Origin of the sequence: Oscillibacter sp. PC13 (assembly GCF_900115635.1) — a bacterium.
In the GTDB taxonomy this organism is placed as follows: domain Bacteria; phylum Bacillota; class Clostridia; order Oscillospirales; family Oscillospiraceae; genus Oscillibacter.
In genome coordinates, this window is record NZ_FOXE01000005.1 from 25,383 (window position 1) to 38,485 (window position 13,103).

General features: G+C 53.2%; 10 protein-coding genes. 2 read left to right on the plus strand and 8 right to left on the minus strand.

The window, feature by feature from the left end; genetic code table 11:
* Positions 1-122: 122 nt before the first annotated feature.
* From BMZ81_RS03820 to BMZ81_RS03845, 6 genes are all read right to left on the minus strand, one after another.
* Positions 123-1,178 carry a BMP family protein gene (locus BMZ81_RS03820; protein ID WP_091128848.1) on the minus strand — a complete coding sequence of 352 codons (1,056 nt, stop codon included), beginning with the start codon at positions 1,176-1,178 and terminating at the stop codon, positions 123-125.
* 53 nt (positions 1,179-1,231) lie between these two features.
* On the minus strand, positions 1,232-2,164 hold the full coding sequence (locus BMZ81_RS03825; RefSeq protein ID WP_091128851.1) for an ABC transporter permease: 933 nt from the start codon (positions 2,162-2,164) through the stop codon (positions 1,232-1,234).
* A 1-nt stretch (position 2,165) separates the two neighbouring features.
* Positions 2,166-3,224, minus strand: coding sequence for an ABC transporter permease (locus tag BMZ81_RS03830; protein ID WP_091128852.1), 1,059 nt, complete (start codon positions 3,222-3,224; stop codon positions 2,166-2,168).
* Positions 3,225-3,237: 13 nt separating this feature from the next.
* Positions 3,238-4,752 carry an ABC transporter ATP-binding protein gene (locus tag BMZ81_RS03835; RefSeq protein ID WP_242942561.1) on the minus strand — a complete coding sequence of 505 codons (1,515 nt, stop codon included), beginning with the start codon at positions 4,750-4,752 and terminating at the stop codon, positions 3,238-3,240.
* A 28-nt stretch (positions 4,753-4,780) separates the two neighbouring features.
* Complete coding sequence (locus BMZ81_RS03840) at positions 4,781-5,587, minus strand: response regulator (RefSeq protein ID WP_091128855.1); 807 nt, start codon at positions 5,585-5,587, stop codon at positions 4,781-4,783.
* A gap of 99 nt (positions 5,588-5,686) precedes the next feature.
* The gene (locus BMZ81_RS03845) at positions 5,687-7,186 is read right to left on the minus strand and encodes a histidine kinase (protein ID WP_091128858.1); all 1,500 of its coding nucleotides are present in this window, start codon (positions 7,184-7,186) and stop codon (positions 5,687-5,689) included.
* Positions 7,187-8,057: 871 nt separating this feature from the next.
* Between BMZ81_RS03845 and BMZ81_RS03850 the strand changes: the two genes are divergently transcribed.
* Together BMZ81_RS03850 and BMZ81_RS03855 are read left to right on the plus strand one after the other, a co-directional pair.
* Positions 8,058-8,366 carry a DUF6809 family protein gene (locus BMZ81_RS03850; RefSeq protein WP_091128859.1) on the plus strand — a complete coding sequence of 103 codons (309 nt, stop codon included), beginning with the start codon at positions 8,058-8,060 and terminating at the stop codon, positions 8,364-8,366.
* Between the two features lies 1 nt (position 8,367).
* Positions 8,368-9,525 carry a tyrosine-type recombinase/integrase gene (locus tag BMZ81_RS03855; RefSeq protein WP_091128862.1) on the plus strand — a complete coding sequence of 386 codons (1,158 nt, stop codon included), beginning with the start codon at positions 8,368-8,370 and terminating at the stop codon, positions 9,523-9,525.
* Positions 9,526-9,993: 468 nt separating this feature from the next.
* Here BMZ81_RS03855 and BMZ81_RS03860 read toward each other — a convergent pair whose 3' ends face one another.
* Positions 9,994-12,654, minus strand: a complete 2,661-nt coding sequence (locus tag BMZ81_RS03860) for a M56 family metallopeptidase (protein ID WP_091128863.1) — start codon at positions 12,652-12,654, stop codon at positions 9,994-9,996.
* A gap of 4 nt (positions 12,655-12,658) precedes the next feature.
* A complete protein-coding gene (locus BMZ81_RS03865) occupies positions 12,659-13,021 on the minus strand; it encodes a BlaI/MecI/CopY family transcriptional regulator (protein WP_091128866.1) in 363 nt (120 codons plus the stop codon).
* Positions 13,022-13,103 lie beyond the last annotated feature (82 nt).

Here is a 13,103-nt window from a genome sequence, read left to right on the forward strand (position 1 = left end):
CCGGAGCGGTTGAGCCGGGAGCAGGATGCTCTTTGGGGGTATCCACTCCGTTGTTTCCGTCCATTTTTTGCGTGGTCTGGGTCAGCGTTTGGGTCATCTAAAAGAAACCAAGAAGGACCATTTTATTGCATGAAAGTACCGTCCGTCATCTGCTGGATGTACTCCTGATATTTCTCCTGCTTCTCAGCGGGAACCAGGTCACTGACCGCACCGGCAGACAGCGCACCATTCTGCATGGTGCCGTAGATGACCTCGCCACCAAAGGTACCGGCCTCAATGGCCTCCATGCACAGACCAACCAGAGAAGAGTTGTCCGTCACCTGGCTACCGATGATGCATTCGTTCTGACCCAGCAGGTCGGAGGGCTGAGCGATGTCATAGACCGTGATCTCACCCTTAGCGGCGTTAGCCTCGTCGATAGCCTGACGCGCACCGGAGTCAACGGCAGAGGCGTCGCCGAAGAAGACGTCGGCACCCTGATCCATCATGGCCTTGGCAAACTCAATACCCTTGTCAGAGGCAGAGAAAGAGTTGGAGTAAACAATGTCCAGCGTAGAGACTGTCTTGCCTTCCTGCTCGCCCACAAAGGCGGCAGACTCCTTGAAGCCCTCGTACTTGCCCTTGGTGGTGTCCAGCTCCATGCCGCCGATGAAAGCAACGATACCAGTCTCGGTCATGAGACCTGCCAGTGCACCAGCGATCCAGCCGATCTGCTGGGAATTAGGCAACATGGAGGTCACATTGCCATTCTCAGCTTTGCCAGGAGTGTCCTCGCCACCGTTGAGCAGACCAAATGCGATCTCAGGATACTCCACAGCAGCCTGCAGCACAGCATCGGTATACTGGTTGCCGGGGGCGTAGATCAGATCATAACCCAGGTCGCAGTAAGATACGATGGTGTCATAATAGGCAGACTGGTCAATGCTGTCAGAGTAGGCGGTTTCCCAACCGTACTTTTCAGCCGCATCGATCATGGCGTTGTAGCAGGCCATGCCCCAGCCGCCGTCAGAGATACTGGAATCGCAGATCATGGCAACCTTATAGACTTTGCCCTCATCGGCAGAATCACTGCCAGTGTTGTCAGATCCACTGCTGCTGGATCCGCCGGAAGAGCCACCACAGGCTACCAGAGACAGCGCCATAACCAGCGCAAGAATGAAAGCGAGAGACTTCTTCATAATTTATCCTCCATTTTTAATTTATAACAACTGCGCAGCAGTTATTACCAAAATTAGCGCTCCTCCCGGCGATAGGGCTTGCCCACTCCTTTGGGGCCGGCTTTCTTGATGCCAATGATCGTCAAAACCATCACAGTGGCCAAATACGGAATCATCTGGAAGAACTGGTAAGGTACACCAAAACTTCCCACCTGAAGCCGGATCTGCAAGGCATCACAGAAGCCGAAGAACAGACACGCCAGCAACACGCCACTGGAACTCCAGCGGCCAAAAATCACTGCCGCCAGAGCAATGAAGCCTCGGCCCGCCACATTGCCATCCACATAGGTAGTGGTGTAGCAGGTAGTGAGATACGCTCCACCAATACCCGCCAGCGCACCGCAAATCACAGAAGCGACATACTTCGTTCCAATAACGTTGATACCCAGCGTCGCCGCCGCCTTTGGATATTCGCCAACAGCTTTATAGTTCAGTCCTGACTTGGTCTTGTTAAAATAAACGGCGGTAAAGATCACCAAACCATAGGCCAGATAAACCATAAGTGTCTGATCCAGTAGCAGTGCCGCAAAGAAATTGTCAGTGGGGATCCCCAGTATCGCGGACAGGGGCTTCATCAGCTCCACCTGTACCAGCTCGCTGCCAGCACCGAAATAGACCCGATAGATGAAAGCCGCCAGCGCCGGGGCAAAGATGTTGATGGCCATGCCGTAAACAATCTGCTCTGCGCAAAGATGAATGGTAGCGTACGCATAGATCATGTTGACCAAAATGCCAACTGCCGCACCGGCTAAAACACCCACAAAAGGACTGCCGGTGATCAGGCTCACCAGGAAGCCGGTCAGAGAACCAATGGCAGCCAGACCCTCCAGTCCAATGTGAACCAGGCCGGCTCGCTGGGAATACAGCTCTGCCAACGCCAGAAAAATCAGAGGTGTTGCCATACGAACGCTGGCCAGAAGCAGGTTGCTGATAAAGGTCATATCCATTTTACACTGCCTCCTTCCGCTTACTGAACACCCTGTCCACCAGAGCCTTGAACTCCGGCAACTTGACCATAGCCAGTCCCGCAACGGTAAAAACGATGACCAGCGCCTGAATAATGTCGGATACGCTGGTGGGGACGCCTGTGGCTGCCTGCATGGTGGTGGATCCCACCCGCAGGGCCGCAAAGAAAATGGCCACTAAAATCGTTGCAAGGGGGTGGAGCTGACCAATGAGAGCCATGGCCACACCGTCAAATCCGTATCCTGCAGCAAATCCGTTGATCAGGTTAAACTGGGTTCCCAGCAGTTCCGCACTGCCTCCTAACCCTGCAATCGCACCGGAAACGATGAAGCTGTAGAGGATGTATTTCTTCACAGCGAAACCGTTGAACTCTGCGGCTGTCATGTTCAATCCCACCGCTCGAAGCTGAAAGCCTTTGGAGGTATTGAACAGGAAATAGTAGACCAGCAGTCCAACCACAAGGGCGATGATAAAAGCCGTGGTTGTCCGGAGTCCAAAAAGGCGGCTGAGTTTGGAGGCGTCAGGGACTGGGACAGTCTGGGGCACACTGCCGTCCCGCAGCCAGTCGGTATAGACAACGCCCATAAAAAGGGTTGCCACATAATTAAGCATGATGGAGATGATCATCTCGTTCTGTCCCCGATAAATCTTCAAAATCCCGGGGATGGCAGCCCAGAATCCTCCCGCCAGGGCACCGACTATCAGACACAGGATAATAGCCGGCAGACCTTCAATGCCGCTTTGTGTGGCGATATAGCAGCAAACCACGCTACCCATGATGAACTGACCCTCACCGCCCAGATTGAACACACCGCAACGATAGGCAAAGCAGGCGCACAGGCTGGTAAAAATCAGAGGTGTGGCTCGTGAGAGCGTGGTGCCTACATTTCGCAGGTTACCAAAAGCGCCTTTCCACAGCGCCTGCAGAGCCGTCAGCGGATTGGCGCCCAGCGCTGCCATAATGATGCAGCCGATAAGAAAGGACAGCAGCACCGAAATCAGAGGGACCAAAACATTGATGAACCTGTTGCCGTTTTTCATATTCCGTCCCCCTTTACTTCCCGGCCATAGCCAAGCTAATCTCCTCAATCGGAGGGTTCTTACCGGAGAAAACGCCCATGACCTGTCCTTCGAACATCACGATGATACGGTCGGAGACCTCCAGAATCTCATCGAAGTCAGCGGAGATCAACAGCACGCCGCAGCCCTTGTCCCGCGCCTCAACCATGGTGTCATGGACAAAACGAGTCGCCCCGATATCCAGTCCACGGGTGGGATGAACCGCAACCAGAAGATCCGGATCACTCTCCAGTTCTCTGGCCAGAATGACCTTCTGCTGATTACCTCCGGAAAGACTCCGGGACTGCTGTTCAATGGAAGTACAGCGAATATCATACTTCTCCCGCATTTGTTCAGCGTATTCCCGAATTTCCTTTTTCTTAAGGCGGAGTCCGCCGGCCTGAGAAAATTTCGGCGCCTCAGTGGATTTCAGCACAATGTTGTCCTTTACGGACATATCGCCGATGAGTCCCATTTTATTCCGATCCTCCGGAATGTGAGACACGTTTTCCAGAATAAAGCCGTTGGGTGTGAACTTGGCCACACGGGTGCCCTTCATATCCACCTCGCCGCTGTCCGGCGTCAGCACACCGGTGACCACCTGTGCCAGCTGGCTCTGACCATTGCCGTCCACTCCGGCAATCCCCACGATCTCGCCCCGCCCCACTGTCAGAGAGACACCGTTGAGACCGTTGTGCTTTGAGGTCTTCTGATAATCCACATGCCGTAAGGCAATCACCGGATCGCCGGAGGCCTCTGCTTTTTCATAATGAGATGGGGTCAATTCCCGCCCGATCATCAAATTAGCCAGTTCCTGTCCGTCGGTCCCTGCTCGCTCCAGAGTGGTGATCACCTCACCGGCGCGAAGAATGGTGATACGGTCGGAAATGCGCATCACTTCCCGCATCTTATGACTGATGAAGATGATGCTCTTTCCCTCCTCCGTCAGCTTGTTCATAATCTTAAACAGCCCCTCAACCTCTATGTCGGTAAGGGCGGCAGAGGGCTCATCCAGAATCAGAAGCTCCGCGCCCCGATACAGCGCCTTGAGGATCTCCACCCGCTGCTGAGCACCTACAGCAATCTCTGTGACGGGCTTATCCAGCTCCACATCCAAACCATATCTCTCAGACAGCTCCAGAATCTCCCTCTTCCGGGCTTCCCTGTCTATGAAAACGCCCTTGGTATTTCGATCTCCCAGAATGATATTCTCAAACACTGTCATGGCTTCTACCAGCATGAAGTGCTGATGGACCATGCCGATCCCCAGGCGCACCGCCTGAGCCGGAGAGTCGATTTGAACTTTCTGTCCGTTTAGATAAATGCTGCCCTCGGTAGGCTGATAGAGTCCGATGAGAACATTCATCAGCGTGGACTTTCCTGCTCCGTTCTCTCCCAGCAGAGTATGTACCTCACCCCGGCGAACCGACAGATTGATGTCTCTGTTGGCATAGAAATCGCCAAATCGCTTGCTGACATGCTCCATTCTCAAGAGTTCACTCAAATACATCCCCTCCTCAATTGTTGCCTTGCCTTATTCAACGGGCAAGCATACGCTCTTTCTTTTCCTGCAGGGTGTATACCATGGGCTCCGCCCACGAATACTGCTGCATAAAAACACCCTGATACTGGCAGATGGCATCCTCGTCCCCATCCATAAAGCGCCTGTAATCCGAATCCGTTAATTCGATCCGGATCCGCAGGCTCCCTCTGGCGCGAATCATCAGCTCCTCCGCCGCATAATCCCGCAGGGTATCCGCCAGTTCTTTAATCGTACGACGATATCCGATCCCGTCCGCATTCGCTGTGGACGACTCTCCCCATAATATCTCCACAATTTCATGGATAGACACAGGGCAGCCCTCGCGATACACGCACAACGCCATCAGCTCTTTTGCCTTTCCCGAGCGGAAATGCACGGGTTTTCCATCCACCAACATATCAAAGGCTCCGAATGTGCGAAAAGATATCCGTTTCTTCTGCCGACGCCGCAAGAGCTTGGCCCGCTCCATTACATCAGCAATATCCTCCCTGTCAAAAGGCTTGAAGATCACATAGTCCGCTTTCATTTTCAACGCGTCTACGGCAAACTTCGGATGCGCTGTTGCAAACACAATGATGATATCACCGCGAATCTGACGGAGCTGCTGTGCCAACTCCATCCCATTCATACCCGGCATGTCAATATCCAGCAGGGCAAAGTCCACTACGTTGCCAACAGCATATGCGATGGCTTGCTGGGGCTCTGTAAATTTCCCGACAATCTCAAAATCAGGCATGTCGGCGCATTTTAATTCAAATAACTGTAAATCCAGCAGCATATCGTCCACCAGAATGGTTTTCATCACACATCACCCCCACTCTGTACAATTTCATTATAACAAACAAAGCGTACGAAAACCGTACGCTTTGCCGCCAGATTCTTTTGGAAATTATGAAGAACATTAGTCTTCTTTTTTGTAAGATAGCACAATCATTGTCCCTTGTCCGGGAGTGCTTTTAATTTCAATGCCACACCCGGGCGAGCGATCCATGCGCTGGCGCACAATACTCAATCCGATGGAGCGATCCCCGACAGCCGGAGAATACTCAAATCCAACGCCGTCATCCTCTACAATTACCTGCCAATGTTCCGCTGTCTCCTCTAGCTTAACACAGACGGTTCCCCCGCCTATCTTGGGTTTAATCCCGTGGAGAATTGCGTTTTCCACAATCGGCTGAATGGTTAGAGCCGGCATCTGAAAATCCACATCCGGCACATCAAATTTCATGGTCAGCCGATCCCCCAACTGCATCTGATTGATATCCGCGTAGGCGCGAACAGCCCTCAGCTCTTCCCTGAAAGACCCTATGCCGCCAGCAGAGGTGACGGAGTCCAGATTAAACCGCAGGTAACGTGAAAAGTCTCCTGCCATCTTATAGGCCGCATCCGGATCCAATACAATCAACGCCTGCAGGGAATTCAGCGTATGATAAAAAAAGTGGGATCGGATCTGGCTGAACAGCATATTTCCCTGTTCATACTCCAGCTGCGCCAAAAGCCGCTCAATCTCCCGTTTGGACGCCTCTGCCCGCATCAGACGAAGCTTTTCCACATGATAGATCCCCATCGCAGCCAGGAAGCTGATCAGCAGACCAGCCGCAAGGTACATCCAGAAGCTGGTTTGGCTATACCATCGCTGCAGCGGCGCAATGGAGACCGTCCATACGGAATTAAAGAGCTCCTGCTGGAAGTCTATGGTATCCCAGTCCTGCTTCAGAGGAATTTCTGTTGCCAGAATGGTCTGGCGCTTTCCACTATCAGGGTTGATTCGCCAGACCTCACACGCAAACCCCTGCTCATTGAGCCGATCAATGGAACTTCCGGACAATACCTCCGGAAAATCCAGCGTCACTGAGACAATTCCCCAGAACACAGACGCACCGGTTTCATCCTCCAGAAAAATCGGCAGCCGCCCGGCAATGCCAGCCCCGCCCTGAATCAGGTCAAAGGGACCCGCCATATAGAGCTCCTGTTTTTCAATGGCGGCCTGTGCCTCCTTATTGCCCGCTCCCTCCTCATACATGTTCAGGCCGATGACCGCTTCGTTGCCCTTCAGGGGATAGACCGCCTCCACGATCCCGTCCGGCGCAAACAGCACATTCCGGACAAAGGGTTCCCGCAGCAGGACGTGGGAGATCCTCTCAAAGTTCTCGTAGGAGCCCTCCGTCTGGAGCAGATAGGCTTCCAAAACTCTGGCCTTTCCCATTTCAGAGAGCAGAATCTCATAGGTCTCTGCACCGATAGACTGCGCAAAATGCTCCATACGACTTCGTTCCTGCTGAATGTTAACCTGTACAGTGTAGGTAATCAGCAAAAGTGCCGCCAGAAATGTCAGCAGGAACACACCGCAGGTGCGAAAAACAATCTGTCGACTGTTCTTTTCAGCTCTTACATCCTCCATTGTCCGCACACTCCTTTGCTTTCCAGCATACGCCTTTTCCTGTGTTTTGTCAAAACTTCGGAAGAGAAACCCATGAATTCCAGCGATTTGCTTTGTCAAGGCTCTTCTGAAATTTTTTGGGGCCTGCGGCACTCAAGATTTGCGTCGCAAATCAAAGAATAAAAGCCTCTCCACAAAGCCGACCTTAGCAATCGTACAAATACTCTGCATAATGGGGATATCTCTCGTCTGAAAAATTCATCCCCTTGTGGGCCGCTGTGTGCGATTTTTCCAATAGGGGTGGCATCCTTTCTCCTACGGCACAATGAAACGCTGTGTGCGGCCTTTATGGGCGAAGTTGGCACACGGCGTTTTTCTTCTCTGTTGATACAGGGGATCCACAGAGAACCGGGAAATGTATGTATATAAAAGCACTTCACAAAGCAACTTCAAGGTTCCGTTGCCGCTGCGCAAAATAGTTGCGACAGAAGATTTTGTGGCTGCGAAGGCTGGGAGAATCCTCGGTTTAGAGGATGACAAGTTTCGCCTTCGTGGCACGGATCGGGGCATTTGCCCCTCCCGGCCCCTTCGGCAGCGGGCAAGCCCACAACCCCTTTTAGGAGACGATACCCGGCGCAAAATTTACGCCGCATTAAACAAAGAAGAGGCAGATCGTGAGAGAACGATTTTTGTTCTGCCGCTGGCAGAAGCTGGCAGAAGCCAGCATCGCATTCGTCTGGACGTCGGCTCATGCCGGCGTCCAGACTTTTGCTGTTTGCGGGGCGCTGCCCCACACCCGGTTCTTTCTTAACTTTCTGATAACTCCTCGGTTTTGGTATAGCTATTCTCTGCCTTTCTCGGTATTGTGTGTTGCTGAATAGGAGGTGGCGCAATGCACGACTATATGAAAGCACTCTATTACAGATTCGAGACCCCCTCTGAAAGGGCAGAAAAACTGGAAGAGGTGGTGGATAAGGCACACAAGCAGCTTGCCAAACAGCTGGGAAACCACCAACGGAGACTGCTCCTGCGCCTTGTGGATCTGGAAGCCTCTCTGCGAGACCAATCCTGCTTGGACAGCTTTATGTCCGGCTACAGAGTTGCCCACGGCATCCATCAAGAACTGCTGGCAGACCAGCCACCCTACAACTTCGAGGATGAGGATGAACGACTGGCCTGCGAAAAACTGAGGGAGGGATGATATGGCGAAGAAACGAGCAAACGGAGAGGGCAATATCCGAAAGCGGAAAGACGGCAGATGGGAAGGGCGCTACACGGCAGGCCATGATACCACCGGAAAAGCCATCTACAAGAATGTGCTGGGCAAGACCCAGGCAGAAGTCAAAGAGAAGCTAAAGCGAGCCATTGAGGAAAATAAGGGATTGGATATCGTCAAAGCTGGGCAGTACACACTGGGGCAGTGGATGGATGTGTGGTTCGAAAACTATGCCAAGCTGAAAGTAAGGCCATCCTCCCACCAGACCTACAAAGGCTACATCAATAACCACATCAAACCTCATGTGGGCAGCATCCCACTGAGCAAATTGACCTCTCTGGATTTACAGAAACTCTACAAGATGCTGTTGGCCGAGGGGAGAATCGACCGGATTGAATCAAAGAATCAGCCCAAGGGCCTCAGCGCCAAGACGGTTCGGAACATCAACCAGATCATATCCTCTGCCTTGAATCTGGCAAAGGAACAGAAGCTGATCTACTCCAACCCGGCAGAAGCCTGCGCACTGCCGAAGATAGAACACAGAGAGATGAAAACGCTCCCCGTGGAGCAACTGACTTTCTTCCTGCGAGAAGCCAGAGAAACCGGTGTGTACGAGATGTACTACATCGAACTGGCAACCGGGCTTCGCAGAGGAGAATTGCTGGGACTGAAATGGAATGACATCGACATGGCCAACGGAACCATCCGAGTGCAGCGGCAGGTAGCCAGAATCGACGGTGAGATCGTAGAGGCACCCCTGAAAACGAAAAACTCCTACCGCACCGTGTCCATCGGAGATGATGCGATAGAAGTTCTGAAAGAGCAGAGGAAAAAAGTGGGCCGTGAAATCGAGTATGTGTTCCCATCCCCCAACGGAGGCCCCATCTCCCCGGACAGCGTGCTGAACATGCTCCACAGAGTGCTGGAAAGAGCGGGACTGCCCAAGATTCGGTTCCATGACCTCCGCCACACCTTCGCAACGCTGGCTTTGCAGAACGGCGTGGACATCAAGACTGTATCCGGTATGCTGGGCCACTTCTCCGCAGGATTCACCCTCGACACCTACGCACATGTCACAACCTCTGCACAGAAAGAAGCCGCGAACACCATGGGAGGAGTTCTGCGGGTAGCAGCAAATAGCTGATACCCCGAAAAGTGGACACGAAAATTTGACCCATCATCCCGTAAAAAGTGATAAAAAAGAGCGAAAGCACCAGCTGGACACACTAAATCGTCCATCTGGTGCTTTCTGAACTGTTTCCCGTATGGGTCAAGGCTTGGGTCAGGCACAGAACCCGGAGGTCGGGACAGAATCTTTTGGAAGCAAAAACAAAGAAAAGTCCTGAAATCTCGCGATTTCAGGACTTTTATGGTTGCGGAGACAGGACTTGAACCTGCGACCTCCGGGTTATGAGGCAGTCTCAAGCACAAATCGGAGCCATTTCGACTCCGATTTGTGCTTTTTACCACCGTTCACTCGGCGGATTTTCCATTGTTTCCGTCCAGCCCTGCCCGCTCCAATCCTATTCTGGGTCAAAAGTGGGTCAGAGGCTGTAATATCCGGAGGGACTGGCGAACTGCAACCTTGCGCCACAGTCCACACTATCTATCCTCATACCACAAATGGCGTAAAGGCCAGCGTTTCGTGGGTGTATTTGTCCATCACGGCAGTTGCTTCGGCCTCGGTGACAGAGTGAAAGTCACCACTGTTGACATACTGATCCGTTGTGACGGAGTAGCGCCATGGTGAGCCGCCGGAACCGTCATCCAGATACAGCAACGTTTCCAGATGCTGTAACTCGCCGCTGGTATAGCGGTAGTAAGAGTAGCTGCTTTCAAATGCGCTGCTGCTGCCTTCGTTTGCCAGACTGCCATCGGTGCAGAGATACCAGCGGTTACGGTTCCAACCGTTGACCACGCGGACGGCTCTCGCACCGCCAGAGCGGTAGATGTTGAAAATCACGGCGTGTCCTTCATCCCAATTCGCACCGAGCAGCAGCTCAGGGATCCCATCACCGTCAAGATCGCGCAGCAGCCAGCCGGGTGTCTGGTAGTAGTCATTCGCTGTCAAAAGATCAGAACTGAACTCCGTTTCGATGCCTTGTGTACCAGCAAAGCGGAGATCGCAGATATTGGCTAACACCTCATCGTACTGGGGGTATCCGGTTACGCGGGGCCAGAAAGTAAACACCGCGCCTGCGGCAAGATAGCTTGTGGAAACGGGAGATTCTGTCAATGTAACGATCAGGCGCCCGGTTCCATCTGCGGTTATGTCTGCCGCGAGAGTGCCGCCAATATCCGCTGCGCCGGAGATATGCAGGATATTCATCTGCGGGTCATAGCTTCCTGCTGTATTGTCGACAGAAGTAAACTTATAGATGCCAAGGTATACCGCATAGCTGCCATCGGTGTTTTTCCGGATTGTCAGACTGGAGCCCATGTCATCGGCGTAGCTGCCGATGAGGGCATCTGCCGTACTGCCTCCTTTTTCATGACGGAATCCTTCGCCCGTCATACGAAGTTGCTGGATTTCTAACGCTTCAAGATCGCAGAAGCAGCTCAGAGCGTATGTGAAGTCTTCACTTCGAACCGGTTGGCCGTCTCCGTCATAGTAAGCGACAACGCTGATCTCCAATTTCAGGAATACGTCCGCGCTGACTGTGTTCGTGGCAGATGTGATCACGTTTTGATAGCGGGGGGACACAGGCATCTCCATCAGGGTAAAATAGCTTTCCTCTGCCAAACCTCCACCCGGTATTACGGCGAAGTAGATGTTTGCGTTAATGGGAAGCTCGTTGTTATATCCGGCATTGAGCACAGAAACCTGATAGTAGTTCGCGGTTCCTCGTTCCGGGCAGACAGGAGAACTGTTCTTTCCATCCCACATTGCGGAAGTCTTTTCCTCGGCTAAGGCGTTCCGGTAGGCGGTTTCTGAGATTTTTTGGATAGACACGGATGACGCGGTGAGCGCCGCATCGCTTGTGCCAATGCATCCAAGCAGATAGTCTCTCAACTCCGTACTTCCGGAACGCAGCTCATAGAGCCGCGCTGTCTTGCCGCCTGTGATGGGGTTGACCAGCATTTCACGTTCAGAGAGCATGACCTCGCAGCGTTCGCCCGCGGCGCTGATAAAATAGAGCCTTGCATAGCAGTCCTGCATTGCTGACGCAGCACCAAGGCGTTTATATTGCATGGCATCCAGCAGAGCGTAGACGGCGTCCGTTTCCTCCGCCGTTAACTGGACGCTGGATGGCTGCACGCCGCTTGCGTCCGTTACATCGGCATAAGTGACCTGTTCACGATGGAAACCGACCAGTCCGGCGGCGTCGGTATCCGTAGGCGGATCGGTCAGAAAGCACACCGCCACAACGACGCACACGGCGACCGACGCCGCGACCACCCAGAACGCGGGCTTTTTGTAGTGAAGCGCATTCCGCACACGCTCCTTGACGCCAACTTCACCGAACGCCAGCGGGCAGGTGATGACTGCCTTGCGCGGCATACTGCACGCAAGCAGCACTGTGGAATAGGTCTTGACGGCGCTCTCGTCCATCGTGCGGATCACCCGCTCATCGCAGGCCAGTTCAATGTCGCGGCAGAGCAGTGTATAGGCGAGCCACAGCACGGGGTTGAACCAGTAAACCGCAAGCAGCGCGAAACCCAGCGGCTTCCACCAGTGGTCACGCCGCGCGAGATGCGCTTGCTCATGCGCCAGTACATTCTGCCGCTGCACCTCGTCCAGACCGGAGGGCAGATAGATGTGTGGTTTTACAACGCCGAGGATGAACGGCGAGGAAATGGCATCGCAAAGATAAATGTGATCTTGAACGGGGAGCGATACACTCACGCGCCGACGCAACCGAAGATAACTCACGAGCGCATAGAGCAGCATGACTCCAAGGCCGATGAGCCACACCCAGCCCGCAAGATACGCCCACACATAAAGCGGGTTGACGCTGGCTGTTGGCACGGCGGCAAAATGCTCGCTGAGCGAGGGATTCACAGCATTGTCGATAACGCTCACGCCGCTGGTGATGGTCGGCGCGGGGTCAAACTGCACGGCTGCGGGACTGACCGTTTCGGCACTGGGGATCAGGCTCAACGCGCTCTCTATGGAGAATGGCAGAACCAGCCGCAGCGCGACGATGCCCCAAAGCAGAACATTCATCCACTTGGGCGAACGCTTTGATATCAGGCGCAGTACCAGCACGGCCAGCACCAGCCAGCTTGCGGAAATGCTTAGATTCAAGAGCTTCAAAAAGACGGCGGCCATTGGCTCACTCCTTTCCGCAGCGGTCGATCATGCGCTGAATTTCCGCAATGTCCTTCTCCGAAAGAGATTTCCGTGTGGTAAAGGCGGCAAGAAATGCGGGAAGGGAACCGTCGAAGGTGTCCTCCACAAATTTCTCACTCTGTACGGCGTTATAGCCCTCCTGTGAGAGAAGGGAAGTTACCGTGCCGTTTTCGTTCTGAAAGATACCGTGTTCGCAGAGTTTTTTCAAAACTGTGTAGGTCGTGGATTTTTTCCATTGCAGTTCCTGTTCGCATAGTTTCACCAGTTCACCGGAGGTCAGCGGCTCGTGCTGCCAGATGAGTTCTGCAAAACGCGTCTCAACAACGCCCAGTTTGTAACCGTCCATGTGTGCCCCCTTTCTTTGTTGGTCTATTTATGATAGATTTTTGATACTTGAAGTCTATCACAAGTAGACTGTGCCTGTCAAG